Here is a 15,516-nt window from a genome sequence, read left to right as displayed (position 1 = left end):
TCAGCCTCTCCGGGCGTGGTCGACGAACAGGTCGGAGTGGACGCGGATCGCGGGGTTGCCGAACGCGATCCACGAGGTGAGATCGGCCCCGGCGGGCGGGCTGCCGACACCGGGCGGCCCACCGGGACCGGGAGGGCCGGCGGGACCACCCGGACCGGGCGGGCCCGCCAGCATCCCCTTGGCCTGGGCGAGCTGCACCTGCATGACCCGCTCCACATCGGGACGTCGGGCCGTGACGAACTCGCCGAGGGTGTCCGCGCCGGCCTCCCCCTTGGCCAGTGCGGCCATCAGCACCGGGTGGACGAGCGCCGCGTCCTGCAGCGCCAGGTTGATGCCCTGGGCACCGAGCGGGCCGTGGGTGTGCCCGGCGTCGCCGATCAGCACGAGCCCGTCGCGGACCCACTCGGTGGCCGTCGCGGCGAACACGTCGAGCAGCGTGAGGTCCTTCAGGTCGGTGACCTGCTCGGCGATCAGGTCGGCGTACTGCGGCACGGTGCGCGAGATCATGGCCCGGACGTACTCCACACCCCGCTCGGCGATCGCCGCGTAGCCCTGATGGGGCAGGGTCCAGCCGAGCTGCACCCGGTCGGGGTAGGAGTCGTGCACCAGGACCGCGCCGCCCTCGCCGCGGTGGATCTGCACCCGGCCGGGCCGGCGGTCGGCCGGCGCGGTGAGCTTGAACCACAGCAGATCCTGGTCGAACACGTCCAGCCGCGTGGTGTCGATGCCGGCGAGCTGGCGGACCTTGGAGTACCGGCCGTCGGCACCGATCACGCACAGCGCCGAGACCGCCTCGTCGGCGACGACCCCGGTGACCCGCCCGCCGTCGGTGAGCAGCTCCCGGACCCGGCTGCCGGCCAGGTGGGTGAACCCGGGATACCGGCCGCACTCGTCGAGCAGCTCGGCCAGGAGGTGGCGCTGCGGAAGGCTGAGCAGGTGGTTGTGCGGGCCGGGCAGCGCGGTGTAGTCGACGTCGAGCACGGTCGCGCCGCCGGCGAGGAACTGGAATCCGCTCAACGGGTAGGCCCCGCGCTCGCGGATGCCGGAGAGCACGCCCAGCGCGTCGAGGATCCGGGCGCCGCCGGGCTGCAGGATCTCGCCCCGGTACTCGCGGTCCAGGGTCCTCGACCGCTCGACGAGGGCGACGGTGGCCCCCGACCGGAGCAGGAGCAGCGACAGGGCCAGCCCGGCCGGCCCGCCGCCGACGACACAGAAGTCCACGGCGGTCATCAGCGGCCGGCCTGTTCCTCGGCGTACGTCTTGGCGAGCCGGAGGTTGGTGGTGCTGTTGGCGCTGAGGAACCGGCGCAGGTACTTGCGCGCGTCGGTCAGGGTGGTGCCCTCGCCGAGGACGTCGAGCCGGTCGGGCCGGATGGTGCAGGTGTGCCGGGCGCCCAGGATCACGCCCTCGGGCGTCGGGGTGAACCTCCAGTGTCCGGTGTGGACTTCCAGGAGCGGCGGCGGGCTGATCTGCTTGTACACGATGAGCCGCTGCGGCAGGCAGACCCGCACGGACCGGGTGGTCACGGTGCTGCCGTCCTTGGCCTTGGTGTCCATGTCGAAGAACTGGATGTTCGGCACGGCCTCGGTCATGTCCAGGCGCAGCACGTGGCTGAGCTTCTCGGGCCACCGGTCGGCCTCGTAGAGGACCCGGTAGGCGTCGCTGACGGCGCCGCCGGCGAACAGCGGGTCCTCGAAGTCCAGGGTCAGCGTGGCGAGCTCGTCGGCCCGCTCGGCGGCGAGGCGGAACCCCTCGAGCCAGGCGAGCGCGTCGGCGGCCGCTTCCTCGCCGGGCCCGGAGGTCTCGAGCCGGACCACGATCCGGGTACCCCCGTCGGGGAGCGGCTGGCACCGCCATTCGCCGCGCACGTCGTCCGTGACGAACGCGACCAGCAGGGCGTCGCGGTCGATGGTCCGCCGGGCCTGCCAGACCTCGACGGTGTCGCCGGCCCGCAGTTCCCACACGCTGACCGTCTCGTGCGCGCCGCCGCGACGCGTGTACTCCGCGTGCACCACGCTGGTGAGCAGCTGTGGCCAGCGCGCGGCGTTCGCGATCTGCTCGAACGCCACCTCGGCGTCCGCTGCCGCGACGACGCTGTACTCATTGATAGCCAAGGCTCCGCTTCCTCTCCGTCATCTGTGTCTGAGAACTCTCGCCGCCCCGCCTCGACACCGGCTCAAGCCGGGCCGGAGGGCAGCCTCGCGATCAGGTCCGTGCCGTGCCGGCCGCTCCGGAAGTCGGGGTGGTCGAGCACCCGACGCAGGAACGGGATGGTGGTGTGCACGCCGGGGCCGGACACGTGGAACTCGGCGAGGGCCCGGCGCATCCGGGCCACGGCCTGGTCGCGGTCCGGCGCCCACACCACGACCTTGGCCAGCAGCGAGTCGTAGGCGGCGGACACCCGGTATCCGGGGTACCCGTGGGTGTCCACCCGGACGAACGGCCCACCCGGCGGGACGAAGACCTCCAGCCGTCCGGGAGCCGGGGCGAAGTCGACGTCGGGGTTCTCCGCGTTGACCCGGCACTCGATGCTCGCCCCGACCGGTCGGATGTCCGCCTGGGTCAACTCCAGCGGCCGCCCGGCGGCGATCGACAACTGTTCGCGGATCAGGTCGACGCCGGTGACCATCTCGGTGACCGGATGCTCGACCTGGATCCGGCAGTTGACCTCCATGAAAGAGAAGCCCCCGCCGGGGTCCACCAGGAACTCGAACGTGCCGGCCCCGACGTACCCGGCGGTGCGGGCGCCCAGCACGGCCGCCTCCCCCATCCGCCGGACCACGTCGGCGGACAGCCCCGGCGAGGGGGTCTCCTCGATGAGCTTCTGGTGCCGCCGCTGGACCGAGCAGTCCCGTTCCCCCAGGTGGACGGCGTTGCCGTGCCCGTCGCACAGCACCTGGATCTCCACGTGCCGGGCGTGCGGCAGGAACTGTTCGACGTACACCCTGCCGTCGCCGAACAGGCTCTGCGCGACGGCGCGGGTCGCGTGGTACTGGGCGGCGAAGTCCTCCTTGTCGAGCACGACCTGCAGCCCCCGGCCCCCGCCTCCGGCGGCCGCCTTGATGATCACCGGATAGCCGATCTCGGCGGCCACGGCGGAGGCGTCCTCGACGTTGTCGAGTGGCTGCAGGGAACCCGGCAGCAGCGGCAACCCGGCCTCGGCCATCAGGGACCGGGCGGCGACCTTGTCCCCGAGCCTGGCCATCACCGCGGCGGACGGGCCGACGAACACGATCCCGTTGGCGGCGCAGGCCTCCGGGAAGTCGGGGTTCTCCGACAGGAACCCGTACCCGGGATGGATCGCCTGCGCGCCGGTGCGCAGGGCCGCCTCCAGGATCGCGGCCATGTTCAGGTAGCTCTGCCGGGCGGGTGCCGGGCCGATCTGGACCGCCTGGTCGGCGGCGCGGACGACGGCGGAGTCCCGGTCCTCCGTCGAGTGGACGGCGACGACCTTGATGCCCAGCTCACGGCAGGTCCGGGCGACCCGCAGCGCGATCTCGCCCCGGTTGGCGATCAGGACCGTGTCGAACGGCCGGCTCACGCCTCCTCCACCGGGGCGACGACGAACAGCCGCTGGCCGAACTCCACCGGCGTACCGTCCGGCAGCATCGCCTCGACGATCCGGCAGTGCCGGTCAGCGGTGACCGGGATCATCAACTTCATCGCCTCGACGAGGGCGACCTGCTGCCCGGGGGACACCACCGTCCCCTCCTCGACGAACGGCTGCGAACCGGGCGCGGGCGCACGGTAGAACACGCCGACGGTAGGCGCGTGGATGTGGTCGGCGGTCACCTCGACGAGCGGGACGTCCACCGGCACGGCGGGGCCGACGGACGCCGCCGGGCCGGCTCCCCACTCCAGTTCCAGGGTCACCCCACCGGACTGGACCCGCAGCGTCGCCGGGAGTCTGGGCACGCCGGCGAGGAGCCGCAGCGCCGTCTGCTGCACCGCCTCGAGCTCGGCGAGGTTGTCGGCCGGTCCGGGCTCTGTCATCGGGTACCTCCGAGGGTCGCGGGGGCCGACTCGGCGCCCATCCGGCGGAACTTCGCCCGGCGGTCGGCCACCAGGCGGGCGGGGTCGAGGGCGAGGAGCCGGGGCAGCCGGGCGAGCAGGCCCCGGCGGAGCGTGTCCGCCGTGGCGACGGGATCGGCGGCCGCCCCGTCCTCCGGTTCGGGCAGCACCCCGTCGATCAGCCCCAGGTCGAGCAGCTGGCGGGCGTCGACGCGCAGCGCAGCCGCCGCCCTCGGCGCAGCGGCCGGGTCCTTCCACAGGATCGCCGCGCACCCCTCGGGCGTGATGACCGAGTACACCGCGTTGGCGAACATCAGGACCTCGTCGGCGACGGCCAGCGCCAGCGCGCCGCCGCTGCCGCCCTCGCCCGTGACCACCGCGATCACGGGCACCGGCAGGCCGGCGAGCAGCTTGAGGATCTCCGCGATGGCGACCGCCTGGCCGCCCTCCTCCGCCTCGATGCCGGGATAGGCCCCCGGCGTGTCGATCAGCGTGATCACCGGGACGCGCAGCTTGGCCGCGAGGCGCAGTACCCGGGCGGCCTTGCGGTAGCCGGCAGGGCTGGCCATCCCGTAGTTGCGAGTCGCCAGCTCGGCGACCTCGTGGCCCTTCTGGTGGCCGATCACGGCGACGGGTTGTCCGTCCAGCTGGCCGAGGCCGGCCACGATCGCCGGGCAGTCGCCGGAGGCCCGGTCGCCGTGCAGCTCCTCGAAGTCGGTCAGGATCAGCCCCAGGTAGTCCAGGGTGGTGGGTCGCTCGATCCGCCGGGCGAGCCGGACGACCTCCCACGGGTCGCGTTCGGGCAGCAGGGCCGCGCACGTCAGGGCCGGATCGGCCGCGGAAGCCTCGCCGGGGGTCCGCGCGGGTTCCAGATCGGGGGCCGGCGCGGCCGCCAGGAGCCGGGCCAGGGTCGGCCGGAGCGCCGACCGGGGGCGGATCACGTCCACGAACCCCTTGCGGAGCAGGAACTCCGCCGTCTGGAAGCCGGCCGGCAGCGTCTGCCGGAGGGTCTGCGCGATCACCCTCGGGCCGGCGAACCCCAACCGGGCCCCGGGCTCGGCGAGAATGACGTCGCAGGACGTGGCGAAGGAGGCCGCGACCCCGCCGAACGTGGGATCGGTGACCAGCGACAGGGTGAGCACGCCGGCCTCGTCGAGCCGGCTGAGCGCCTGGCTGGTCCGGGCCATCTGCAGCAGCGCGAACATGCCCTCCTGCATCCGCGCGCCACCGGAGGCGGTCACGATCAGCAGCGGCGTGCGCTCGGCGAGGGCGGTCTCCGCCGACAGGGTGATCAGCTCACCCACGGCGCTGCCGAGGCTGCCGCCGAGGAACCGGAAGTCCATCGCCGCGACGATGACGGGGTGCCCCTCGACGGCCCCGCGCACGCACACGACCGCCTCGTCGAGGCCGGTGCGCTCCCGGGCCTCGCGCAACCTCTCCGGGTACGGCCGGGTGTCGACGAACCCGAGCGGATCGGCGGTGCGCACCGGCAGGTCCAGTGGCTCGATGGTGCCCTCGTCCAGCAGTTGGCGCAGCCGCTCCGGCGCGTCGAGGGCCTCGTGCCGTCCGCACTCCGGACAGACCCGGGCCGCGCGGACCAGCCGCCGGCCGTAGAGGACCGCCCGACACCGCGGGCACAGTACCCAGTGGTTGACGTCGTCCATGGTGTCCCCCTTCCCGGCCTGGGAGGGCCGTCAGGGACAGCGTGCAGACGTCGTTTCGCGGCCGGCTCAAGGATGGCTGGATCCCGACTAGGACCACCGCCCACCCATCAGGCGCGTTCACCCACAGGGACCAAGCGGCCACATTGGCGCCGGGCCGCACTGTTTGGCGTGTCGCGACAGAGGGTACGGGGCCTCAGGTACGCGAAGCAGCATACGATCTGCCCGTTTGATCCATATCGGGGAAGGCTCCATTCGTGTCCAAGAGCACTCGTTCCATCGCCACGGCAGCACTGCTGACCGGCCTGGCGGTCGTGGCCGTCCCGGCGTCCGCCTCGGCGGTCATCACCCCGCCGCCGAACACCTGCGGGGGCGACCTGTCCGACTACGCCGGCAGCACCTACCTGGGCACGCTCACCAAGGCGGGCCCGCTGGAGATGCAGATCAGGTTCGACTCCGACGGAGAACGCCTGACCAACAACATCAACGGCCCGACCCAGCGCAGCCAGACCCAGTCGTCGGTCGTGGTCAGGAACAACAACGGCCGCTCCGAGGTCTCCTGGTTCACGCTGAAGGGCACGGCGGTGGGCGAGAACCTCTCGTGCGCGCCCGGATCCACCAAGGTCCAGTCCATCGGCGGGTTCGTCTACACCAAGGACGGCCAGTACGAATTCCTCCTCGACAAGGTCCTCGTCTAACAGCGGCACGCCGCCTGCCGTTCGTCCGACCCGGCCCGGTCGGACGGACGCGCCTTGCTCCCGTTGGACGCCGACCACTGCGCTTCCCGGCGGGACCGAACCTCGCCGGGCCGGGGCCCACTCAGCCGTGCAGGTTCTCCTCGGTCAGCTCGAACCAGCACAGCCGCCCGAACTCCGGCGAAACGGTGCTGGCGGGGCCGGCGGGCTCAGGCTCCGGCAGGCTGTCGAACAGCCCGCGCGCGAAGTCCAGATACCCGGGCAGGTCCTGCTCGGAGGCCTTCGCGTGCCGGTGCGGGTACCGCAGCGCGCCGTCCGCCCGGTAGTGCAGGTCGGTGAGCCGCAGCGGAGGCTCGCCGCTCGTGGCGCGGTGCAGCCACCGCCCGGTGTCCGGGTCGAAACCGTACGCGGGCAGCAGCTTCCAGCCGTGCCGGGCGACGAGGGTCACCGCCTCGACGAGATAGTCGAACACCGTTTCGGACAGGAAGTAGTTGAAGCCGATCCGGACCCAGCCGGGCTTGATCCCCTCGTGCCCGACGAACACCTGCTCCTGGAGGAGCCGCGACTGCCGCCGGTCTATGTGGAGCAGGCGGTGCCCGTACGGTCCGGCGCAGGCGCACCCGCCCCGGGTCTGGATCCCGAACAGGTCGTTGAGGACGGCGACCACGAAGTTGTGGTGCAGGTACCGGCCGCCGGGCCGCCGCAGCCGGAAGGACACGATCGACAGGCGCTCGGCGTCGATGTTGCCGAGCAGTTCGAGGGTGGATTCCGTCCGCCAGGCCGCGATCGCCCGGCCGATGAAGGCGTCCTCGCGCTCCCTGATCAGGGGCACGCCGACGGCCTGTTTGAGGCCGAAGACCAGGCCGGCGCGGATCGACTCCACGATCGCAGGGGTGCCGCCCTCCTCCCGGTGCACCGGATCGGCCCGGTAGTGGTGCCCGCGCTCGGTCACGTAGTCGACCGTGCCGCCGCCCGGTACCGAGGGCACCCGGTTGGCGAGCAGCTCACGGCGGACCGCCAGGACGCCGGGCGTGCCGGGTCCGCCGGGGAACTTGTGCGGGCTGAGGAAGACCGCGTCCTTGTACGAGCCACCGGGCCCGTTCATCTCGATCTCGGCGTAGGGGCCGGCCGCGGCGAAGTCCCAGAACGACAGCGCGCCGTACTCGTGCAGCAGGTCCGCCACGGCCTCGGTGTCGGTGAGGATGCCGGTGACGTTCGACGCCGCGGAGAAGGACCCGATGAGCAGCGGCCGGTCCCGGTGGGCTGCCAGTTCCCGCTTCAGGTCGGTGAGGCTGACGTGCCCGCTGGCGTCCTCGGGAATCGGCACGACCTCGGCGATCGACTCCCGCCACGGCAGCTCGTTGGAGTGGTGCTCGTACGGGCCGATGAACACCACCGGCCGCAGCTGGCGGTGCACGGTGCGGGCGAGGTGGAACCGGTCCTCGAGAACCGAGGGCAGCCGCAGCCCGAGAATGGTGATCAGTTTGTCGATCGCCCCGGTCGCACCGGAGCCGGCGAAGATCACTGCGGTGTGCTCGTCTCCGCCGATCGCGCGCGCGATGATCTGGCGCGCGTCCTCACGGAACCGGGTGGTCTGCAGGCCGGTACCCGATGATTCGGTGTGGGTGTTGCCGTAGTGCGGCAGGACCTCGCGGCGGATGAAGTCTTCGATGAAGGTCAGCGCGCGCCCGGAGGCCGTGTAGTCGGCGTAGGTGATCCGCCGTGGGCCGTATGGGCCCCGGATCACCTCGTCGTCACCGATCACCGATTCGCGGATCCTGGTCAGGAGCGGATTTTCCATGGTGCCCCCGAAGTACCGATTTCACCCTGATTCTAGGCGGGCCGTGGCCGGGCCGCAGGTTCTCGGTCGGCGGCAATCACGATCCGAACCTTCACGGATACCGGGACGGCCGGGCGGGATTGCCCGGCCACTGAGCTGGGGCTCGGCGTTGTGGGCAGTCGCTCTTTGGCGTTCAGCGGTAGATCGGTTGGGCGAGGTACACGGCCCAGTCGGCCGAGCCGGCCAGGTTCTCGGCGCGGCGCATCGTGTGGTACTCGCCGGGGAAGGTTGCGCAGGGCACCGGCCGGACGCGGGCTTTGGCCAGCGCGGTGAAGGTCTCCAGTTGGGCCCGGGTGAACCGGGCGTGCGACAGACGCTCGTCGGCGCACCGCGGGTCCGTGCACTGCGGTTCCCTGGTCACGACGACCAGCTGTTCTCGAAGATCAGCTCCGCGAACGCCTCCCGGCCAGGGTCGCGGGCGAGGTCCAGCGGCGTGTAGGCGTGCAGGACCATCAGCCGGTCGACGCCGGCCCGGTTCATGATAGTGATGCAACCGGCGGGGGCGTCTGGCCCCGGGGCGTAACCGATCTTGCCGGACGGGTCGAGGAAAAGGATGGCTTCAAGTTCTCCCGGCGCGTAGATGTCGAGGAAGGCGGGTAGTTTCTCGCCGAGTTCCTGCACCTGGCGACGTGCGGGTTTGATCGTCATGTCTGCCTCCGTGGAGCGTGTGAGGGTCTGGGCGGGGGTAGCCCGGCAAGCGGGGTTGGTTCCAGTTTCGACAGACGAGCGGATGGGATGAAGAATCGGCGCGTAGCCTCCGTGTAGCCTCTGCGTAGCGCTGCGACTACGGAAGATCCGCCCTGCTGGGAGCACCTATGACTGGCACCGCGAACGGCACACAGCACCCCCTGACCTACATACGTGGGGAACGCGGCTGGAGCCTGCGGGAGGTCGCCGAGCTGGTCCAACGCGGCTCGGGCCTGAACATGGCCACCTGGCGGCAGAAGGTCTACCGCTGGGAACGCGGCGTGGTCCCGGAGATGACGGCTCAGTACGCCCTGGCCGACGCGCTCGGCGTCGATCAGACGGCCGTGGACGCGATCGGCTGGCCCGGGTGGCTTCATCTGGCGACGGCGACCACGCCGGCGGACGACGGCGAATGGACCATCGAGAACGCTCGTAAAGTCCTGGCGGCGCTCGTAGAGTCAGGAAGCACGGATCGGCGAGGATTTCTCATCTACGGCGGGTCGGCGCTGTCCAGCATCGCCGCAGGCTGGGCCGATACTCCACCCGAACCGATCGCCGATGGTCTCGATGGCGGTCGGGTCGGCACCAACGCGATAGCCGGTCTCCAACTTCGGGTGGCCGAACTCTGGCGGCTGGACGACACCCTCGGCGGGGGCTCGTGCCTCCAGGCCGCCGCCGCAGACCTACGGATGGTTGACGCACTACTACGCCAGGCCCGACACACCGGGCCGGTTGGCCGCGAGCTGCTGTCAACGGCCGCGAGCCTCGCCCGGTTCGCAGGTTGGGCCGCCTTCGACTGCGGGCACCTTGCCGCCGCCCAGCGGTACTGGCACGGCGCGCTACGGGCCGCACACGCCGCCCACGACACCGTGCAAGGGATCTACATCCTGTCCAACCTCGCCCTTCAGGCCATCTACGCCGGGGACGGCCGGACCGCCGTCGACCTGCTCGAAGCGGCCCGCGCCCAGCTCGACCCCGCTCACCGGATCGTCGCCGCGATGCTCGACGCCTGGCAGGTCCGGGCCCACGCCATCCTCGGCGAGCAGCGCCAGGCATCCCAGCTCCTAAACCGGGCTGACGATCTCTGGGCCAACCGGCGGGACGGGGACGATCCCGACTGGGTCTATTGGATGCCTCAACCCAGCCTGACCGCCGAGGCCGGCACGGCGATGATCAACCTTCGGCAGCTCAGCCACGCCGACGAGCTGCTACACGCCGGACTGGCCACCCTGTCACCTGCCGCGACCCGGGACCGGAATCTGTACCTGGTCCGCATCGCGGAGACCAGCCTCAGCGCGGGCCGGCTGGACGAGGCCATGGCGAGCGCCCGGGCCGCCATCGACGCCGCCGCCGGGGTCGACTCCAGCCGAGTGACCCAGCGGCTCACTGGCCTTCTGGACCAGCTTCCGGCCGACGAGCCGGGGACCGCCGAGGTACGAGAGTACTGGCGGGCGGCTCGTCAGGTGACGGCCTAGGGGCCGTACGGATCAGGTAGGCCGCCTTCTGCAAGGTCTCCGGGTCATCGATCGTCGGCGGTAGGCTCTGTTCGGCCCGGGAACGCCTTGGCGGCGCGGGCTGGCTGATGACCTACGTCCATGACACGACCACCGACCGCAGCGACCTGGTCATCCTCGACGCGGACGACCTGGCCGCACCGCCGGTCGCGTCCGTCCACCTGCCGGGCCGGGTCCCGCAGGGCTTCCACGGCAACTGGCTCGCCGACCGGTGGACCTGACAGGGCCGGGTCGGTGGCGTGAGCCTGACCGCGATCGCCGCGTTGGCGTATCGTGCCGGGAATGTCGATCATGCTGTCGCGACGTCGTTGGCTTGTCGGTGCCGCAGTGCTGATCGCCGTGGCCGGCGCGGTGGTGGGGATCCGGGTGTTCTACCCAGGACAGTGGAGCTGCGTGGTGGGGGCCGGACACGTCCCCGTACCCGCTGACGATGCCGGACCCGACGTCGTCGTCCGGACCTACCTACGGGCGTTGAGTGCCCACGACCGGTCCACCGCGCAGGAACTGTATCCGGGTGGCGTGGACGGGAAGAGCTGCAACATACGGTCCATCCAGGACGTGCGCGTGGCCGCGGTGTCCGTGACGGAGGACCGGGTGCGGGTCACCGCCCAGTACACCCAGACGTCTTTCGACGAGGCGGAATCCGGGTCGGCGGACGGACCGGTCGGACGGAACTACTACCTCGACCGCACGCGGGACCGCGGCACGTGGCGCATCGTCGACGCCGGGCAGGGCTGATCGCCGGCCGTCCACCCTCGCCAGATCAGCGGGCTTCAGCGTTGACACCTGGGTGACGCACCGCCGACCCCCTCGCGGGGGCCGGCGGTGGGCAGGTCAGGAGTACGCCTCGACCGTCCAGAGCGAGTAGCCGTACCCGGTGCCCCGGGACGTGCCGTTGATCCGCAGGTAGCGACCGGTGCCGGTGAGCCCGGTCAGGTCGTCGACCCCGCCGTCGCCCGTCGTCGTGCTGTAGATGGTGGTCCAGGTGGTGCCGTCGGTGGACAGCTGGACCTGGTAGCCGCGGCCGTAGGCGGCCTCCCAGCTCAGCTTGACGTGGCTGACGGAGTAGCTCGCGCCGAGGTCCACCCGCAGCCACTGCGGGTCGCTGTAGGCGCTCGACCACCGGGTCGCGGCGTTGCCGTCCACGGCGTTGCCGGCCGGGAAGTTCACCGTCTCGGTGCTCGACGCGGTGGCCACCTTTCCTCGGGCCAGGTCGGCCGGTCCACCGTAGACCTCGAACTCGAAGAGCGAGTATCCCCAGCTCGTGCCCCGGGTGACGCCCTGCATCCGCACGTAGCGGCCGGTGCCGGAGAGCCCGGTCAGGTCGTCGGTGCCGCCGTCACCCGTCGCGGTGGCGTAGATGTCGGTCCAGGTGGCGTTGTCGTTCGATATCTGGATCTTGTACCCCTTGCCGTAGGCCGCCTCCCAGAACAGTTTCACCCGGTTGATGGACTGGCTGGAGCCCAGGTCGACCGTGATCCACTCGCCGTTGGTGTAGCCGCTGGCCCACCGGGTGCCGTAGTCGCTGTCGACCGCGTTCACGCCGACCAGTCCCGAGGTCTCGTTGCTGGAGACGGTGACGGGCCTGCCGGCGGCGAGGTTGCCCGGCTGGGTCGTCTGCGGCCAGGCCGGGTTGCGTCCGATGGTGGTGATCACCGGGAGGAACGCGTTGTAGTCGGCGGCGATCTTCGGCGAGCCCCAGGTCTGCTGGGCCAGCATCCGCAGCCCGTTGCGGATGTCGGAGGCGATCCGCTGCTCGGTGGCGACGGCGGGGTTGTCGCACCAGACGTGGATCTTCGAGCCGAGGTTCTTCGACTGCGAGGCCGCCGTGATGGTCTGGCTGCCCTGGAACAGGTCCGGGGTCCAGGTGTCGTAGCCCCACTGGCTGCCGGGGCCGCCCGGGCCGCCGCCGTAGAGCACGTAGTACGTCGGGTCCCAGCTCTCGTTGGAGATCAGGTGACCCTCGTCGATGTGCTGCTGGGGGGACTTGCCGTAGTTGTACCAGAACTCCAGGACGACGTTGGCGTTCACGGTCACGGCGGTGCCACCACCGATGCCGTCGTTCCAGGCCCGGGTGGTCTTGCCGGCGGCGCGCACGATTCCGTTGGCCCAGTTGACGAACCCGAGGTAGGAGTCCTTGGCGACGGCGTTGGCTCCGTAGGTGGCCTTGGCGTAGGCCAGCAGCTGCGGGTTGGCCGCGTAGTCCGCGCCGTACTCGTCGGCGCCGATGTGGAAGTACGGGGCGGGGAACAGCGCGAGGTACTCCTGGTAGAGGTCCTTGATCAGGGTGTAGGCCTCAGGCTTGGACAGGTCGATGTTGCCGTTGTCGGGGGTGCCGTCGCTCTTCTTGAGCTTCAGGTCCGGGTGCGCGGCCAGGATGGTGTCCATGTGGCCGGGCGCGTCGAGCTCCGGCACGACCATCACCTTGTACTTCGCCGCCAATGCGATCAGGTCAGTGACCTCCTGCTTGGACAGGTGCTCGGCGGAGACGACCTCCGGGTGCGAGGTCGACTCGATCCGGAAACCCTGATTGTCGGAGAAGTGCAGGTGGAAGTAGTTCATCTTCAGGTACGCGAGTTCCTTCACGTGGTCGCGCAGCCACTGCGCCGTGAAGAACTTGCGCCCGTTGTCCACCATCAGGCCGCGCTCGGGCTTGAGCGCCCAGTCCCGCGCGGTGCCCTGCGGGATCGTGGTGCCCTGCTTGAGGAGCTGCAGAATGGTACGGGTGCCGTAGAACGCGCCCTTGTCGTCGCGGGCGGTGACGGTCACCCGGTCGGTCACCGACAGCGCGTAGCCCTCGGTGCCCAGGGCCGTGTCGGTCGAGCCCAGGGCGAGGTAGATGTCGCCGGGCCCCAGGTCGGTGGTGGTGCCGGTGGTCTGCGCGATCGTCAGGCCGGTGAGCGCCTTGAGGTCGTCGGCGAACACCTGGCTCGTCGTCGCCAGGGCGGCGGCGTCACCGGTCGCCCGGACGATCCGGGTACCGGCGCCGAAGGCGTAGCTGCCGGTGCCGCCGGTCCACTCCTGCAACGCGGGGATGGTCGTCGGCTTCGGGTTCGTTGCGGCGGCTGAGGCCGGCGTGCCGGACAGCGCGATCGCGGCCACGGCTGCGGCGAGGAGGGCGGTCGCCGCCCTTCTGAGGAGTCTGCTCATCGTTCCGTTCCGATTCGAGGGGATGGGTATCGGCGGCGTCAGTCGGCCGGGCCCTCGGGCATCGGCCTGGCGGGGCCGCATGGGATGCCCGGCGGGTTAGCCGGCGTCGGGTGCGGGTGAGCGGCATGGGGCTGACAACCGGCTCACAGGGGAACAGCGTGCGGGTCGAGGGCTGGTCGCGGGGTGCTCCCGGGCTGGCTGCCCTGGCAGACCGGGAGAAGGTGGCCAGTCGTTGCCGGAGCAGCGGAAACGGTGCGGGCCACAGGTTTGTTCAGTCAACGTTCTTACTAGGGCGCTGACGTTATACGGCGGCCGGTCCACAGGCAATAGTCTCGATACATCAATGTCCAGGCCGCTATCGCAAAGGGTGTGGAAACCTCAAAAATCCGACCCCGATGCTTGAGGAGTCGGTGTGAGAGGTCGGCGTTAAGCCACCATTAACTTCAGTGAGCGATTGAAGGGGTGGCCAGACGGCGCGCACGATCCGGGTACGGCTCTCCGTGGTGGGGATCGCGGGCCCGATGATGCTGCGCGAGGGCGACGACGTGCCCGAGGACGTCGTGGTCACGACCAGGCGCGCGAACGGCCGATCGAAGTAGGAGAGAACCTGCCGCGGGACCAGCAGCGTCCGCCCTCGGGTGCTGGCGAGTTTCAGGACGCTCGTCCCGCGTTGGTCGAGTAGCGCTGCGGCGGCGGGAACGGCCACGACGAACGTCGAGGTCCTGCTCCCGCCGCCGGGTACGCCGCAAGCGCGTCGGTCAGCGGCGACCTAGGACTTGGGGATCTCCTGCACGGCGACGATCCGGCCGTTCTCGACCCGGTACGCCCACACCGCGACAGCCGACAGCTCGATCTCACCGTTGGCGGTGAACGCGAAGGTCGTGGTCACGCCCTGGCCCTTGTAGGCGTCGACGAACGCCTCCATGTCCTTGCGGGTGGTTTTGCCAGCCTTCACTCCGGCCACGAAGATGCTGGCCGCGTCATAGGACTCGGCGCTGTAGGTGCCCGGCTCGCCGCCGAACGCCTTCTTGAAGTCCGCGGCGAACGTGCCACCCGACTTCTCCGGCGGCACGCACGGGCAGGTGATGATGGCACCCTCGGCGGCCTCCTTGCCCGCGCCCTCGACGAACTTGTCGTCCTTGACGGCGTCGCCGGTGACGAAGGCCGCCTTGACGCCCTGGCCGCGCAACTGCTTGAGGAACGGCGCGGCCTCGGCGTAGTAGCCGCCGTAGTAGACCGCGTCGGCGCTCGACGCCTTGATGGCCGAGATCAGGGCGGAGAAGTCGGTCTGCCCTTTGCTGGTGGTACCGGTCGCCACGGGTTTGACGACCTTGCGGACCTCGTCGGCCAGGCCCTTGCCGTACTCGGAGGTGTCGTCGACGATGAACACCTTCTCCGCCTTCAACGCGGTCTGCATGTACCGCCCGGCGGCCGGCCCCTGGGTGGCGTCGTTGCCCAACGCGCGGTGGAACGTCTTCCAGCCCTTGGTGGACAGGCTCGGGTTGGTGGCGATGGTGATCATCGTCAGGCCGTTCTCGGACAGCTTGCCGGCGGCGGCCTTGGACTCGCCCGAGAACGCCGGACCGACCACGCCGATGATCTTCTGGTCCGGGATCACCGCGTCGGCGACGCCGGGGGCCACCTTCTCGTCCCCCTGGGAGTCGCGGTTGTCCAGCTCGATCTTGCAGGTGTCCTGCCGCGACGCGTTGTACTGGTCGATCGCCAGCTTCGCCCCGTCTCGGACGTTGATGCCGAGTGCCGCGTTCGAGCCGGTCAGGGCACCGAAGAACGCGATCTTGACCGTGCAGTCCTTGCCGGAGGCCGCCGTGCCGTCCGAGCCGCTCCGCGCGCAGCCGGCCGTGGCCGCCAGGGCCGCGGTGAGGACCACCACGGCTGGTACGAATCTCTGCTTCAAGGCTGTATGCCCTCCTCGGGTACAGTGCACAACTGTTCGTAAC

The 15,516-nt window shown here is 70.7% G+C and carries 14 protein-coding genes; 4 read left to right on the top strand and 10 right to left on the bottom strand.

The annotated features are described in order from the left end of the window. The 5 genes from IW245_RS01885 to accD form a co-directional block, all read right to left on the bottom strand. Nucleotides 1–1,230 (bottom strand): FAD-dependent monooxygenase, encoded by a 1,230-nt coding sequence (locus IW245_RS01885; protein WP_197001459.1) that lies wholly within the window; start codon nucleotides 1,228–1,230, stop codon nucleotides 1–3. Beyond that, nucleotides 1,230–2,114 carry an SRPBCC family protein gene (locus IW245_RS01880; RefSeq protein ID WP_197001458.1) on the bottom strand — a complete coding sequence of 295 codons (885 nt, stop codon included), beginning with the start codon at nucleotides 2,112–2,114 and terminating at the stop codon, nucleotides 1,230–1,232. Before IW245_RS01880 ends, IW245_RS01885 begins: the two co-directional genes overlap by 1 nt. A gap of 62 nt (nucleotides 2,115–2,176) precedes the next feature. Next, nucleotides 2,177–3,541: an acetyl-CoA carboxylase biotin carboxylase subunit gene (locus tag IW245_RS01875; RefSeq protein WP_197001457.1), complete on the bottom strand. Its 1,365-nt coding sequence runs from the start codon at nucleotides 3,539–3,541 to the stop codon at nucleotides 2,177–2,179. Beyond that, nucleotides 3,538–3,993, bottom strand: a complete 456-nt coding sequence (locus tag IW245_RS01870; protein WP_197001456.1) for an acetyl-CoA carboxylase biotin carboxyl carrier protein — start codon at nucleotides 3,991–3,993, stop codon at nucleotides 3,538–3,540. Before IW245_RS01870 ends, IW245_RS01875 begins: the two co-directional genes overlap by 4 nt. Then, nucleotides 3,990–5,675 carry an acetyl-CoA carboxylase, carboxyltransferase subunit beta gene (gene accD, locus IW245_RS01865; protein ID WP_197001455.1) on the bottom strand — a complete coding sequence of 562 codons (1,686 nt, stop codon included), beginning with the start codon at nucleotides 5,673–5,675 and terminating at the stop codon, nucleotides 3,990–3,992. The genes IW245_RS01870 and accD overlap by 4 nt, the downstream gene beginning before the upstream one ends. Before the next feature lie 254 nt (nucleotides 5,676–5,929). On the opposite strand from accD, the gene IW245_RS01860 reads away from it, so the two are divergent. Beyond that, the gene (locus IW245_RS01860; protein ID WP_197001454.1) at nucleotides 5,930–6,370 is read left to right on the top strand and encodes a hypothetical protein; all 441 of its coding nucleotides are present in this window, start codon (nucleotides 5,930–5,932) and stop codon (nucleotides 6,368–6,370) included. A 121-nt stretch (nucleotides 6,371–6,491) separates the two neighbouring features. Here the strand turns inward: IW245_RS01860 and IW245_RS01855 are convergent, their stop codons facing one another. The 3 genes from IW245_RS01855 to IW245_RS01845 form a co-directional block, all read right to left on the bottom strand. Then, nucleotides 6,492–8,168 carry an aminotransferase class V-fold PLP-dependent enzyme gene (locus tag IW245_RS01855; protein ID WP_197001453.1) on the bottom strand — a complete coding sequence of 559 codons (1,677 nt, stop codon included), beginning with the start codon at nucleotides 8,166–8,168 and terminating at the stop codon, nucleotides 6,492–6,494. 172 nt (nucleotides 8,169–8,340) lie between these two features. Further along, nucleotides 8,341–8,568: a hypothetical protein gene (locus IW245_RS01850; protein WP_197001452.1), complete on the bottom strand. Its 228-nt coding sequence runs from the start codon at nucleotides 8,566–8,568 to the stop codon at nucleotides 8,341–8,343. Further along, nucleotides 8,565–8,855 carry a hypothetical protein gene (locus IW245_RS01845; RefSeq protein WP_197001451.1) on the bottom strand — a complete coding sequence of 97 codons (291 nt, stop codon included), beginning with the start codon at nucleotides 8,853–8,855 and terminating at the stop codon, nucleotides 8,565–8,567. Before IW245_RS01845 ends, IW245_RS01850 begins: the two co-directional genes overlap by 4 nt. A 167-nt stretch (nucleotides 8,856–9,022) precedes the next feature. Between IW245_RS01845 and IW245_RS01840 the strand changes: the two genes are divergently transcribed. The 3 genes from IW245_RS01840 to IW245_RS01830 all read left to right on the top strand — a co-directional run bounded on the left by IW245_RS01840 (nucleotide 9,023) and on the right by IW245_RS01830 (nucleotide 11,146). Continuing rightward, nucleotides 9,023–10,369: a helix-turn-helix domain-containing protein gene (locus tag IW245_RS01840; protein WP_197001450.1), complete on the top strand. Its 1,347-nt coding sequence runs from the start codon at nucleotides 9,023–9,025 to the stop codon at nucleotides 10,367–10,369. Nucleotides 10,370–10,419: 50 nt separating this feature from the next. Next, nucleotides 10,420–10,629, top strand: coding sequence for a carotenoid oxygenase family protein (locus IW245_RS01835; RefSeq protein ID WP_372445299.1), 210 nt, complete (start codon nucleotides 10,420–10,422; stop codon nucleotides 10,627–10,629). A 61-nt stretch (nucleotides 10,630–10,690) separates the two neighbouring features. Next, nucleotides 10,691–11,146, top strand: a complete 456-nt coding sequence (locus tag IW245_RS01830) for a hypothetical protein (protein WP_197001448.1) — start codon at nucleotides 10,691–10,693, stop codon at nucleotides 11,144–11,146. Nucleotides 11,147–11,242: 96 nt separating this feature from the next. Here the strand turns inward: IW245_RS01830 and IW245_RS01825 are convergent, their stop codons facing one another. Continuing rightward, on the bottom strand, nucleotides 11,243–13,558 hold the full coding sequence (locus IW245_RS01825; protein ID WP_197001447.1) for a glycoside hydrolase family 20 protein: 2,316 nt from the start codon (nucleotides 13,556–13,558) through the stop codon (nucleotides 11,243–11,245). A 769-nt stretch (nucleotides 13,559–14,327) separates the two neighbouring features. Next, entirely contained in the window at nucleotides 14,328–15,473 is a 1,146-nt protein-coding gene (locus IW245_RS01820; protein ID WP_197001446.1) for a branched-chain amino acid ABC transporter substrate-binding protein, read from the bottom strand. Between the last annotated feature and the right edge of the window lie 43 nt (nucleotides 15,474–15,516).

The sequence above is a fragment of the Longispora fulva genome (genome assembly GCF_015751905.1).
GTDB classification, from domain to species: domain Bacteria; phylum Actinomycetota; class Actinomycetes; order Mycobacteriales; family Micromonosporaceae; genus Longispora; species Longispora fulva.
The sequence above is the reverse complement of the archived record's forward strand: the minus strand, read 5'-3'. Positions and strand labels throughout refer to the sequence as shown.

Excerpts from the sequence above, each read along its gene's own strand:
- accD (WP_197001455.1), bottom strand. The coding sequence starts at position 5,675 with ATGGACGACGTCAACCACTGGGTACTGTGCCCGCGGTGTCGGGCGGTC.
- IW245_RS01825 (WP_197001447.1), bottom strand. The coding sequence starts at position 13,558 with ATGAGCAGACTCCTCAGAAGGGCGGCGACCGCCCTCCTCGCCGCAGCC.
- IW245_RS01830 (WP_197001448.1), top strand. The coding sequence starts at position 10,691 with ATGTCGATCATGCTGTCGCGACGTCGTTGGCTTGTCGGTGCCGCAGTG.
- IW245_RS01840 (WP_197001450.1), top strand. The coding sequence starts at position 9,023 with ATGACTGGCACCGCGAACGGCACACAGCACCCCCTGACCTACATACGT.
- IW245_RS01855 (WP_197001453.1), bottom strand. The coding sequence starts at position 8,168 with ATGGAAAATCCGCTCCTGACCAGGATCCGCGAATCGGTGATCGGTGAC.
- IW245_RS01885 (WP_197001459.1), bottom strand. The coding sequence starts at position 1,230 with ATGACCGCCGTGGACTTCTGTGTCGTCGGCGGCGGGCCGGCCGGGCTG.
- IW245_RS01870 (WP_197001456.1), bottom strand. The coding sequence starts at position 3,993 with ATGACAGAGCCCGGACCGGCCGACAACCTCGCCGAGCTCGAGGCGGTG.
- IW245_RS01845 (WP_197001451.1), bottom strand. The coding sequence starts at position 8,855 with ATGACGATCAAACCCGCACGTCGCCAGGTGCAGGAACTCGGCGAGAAA.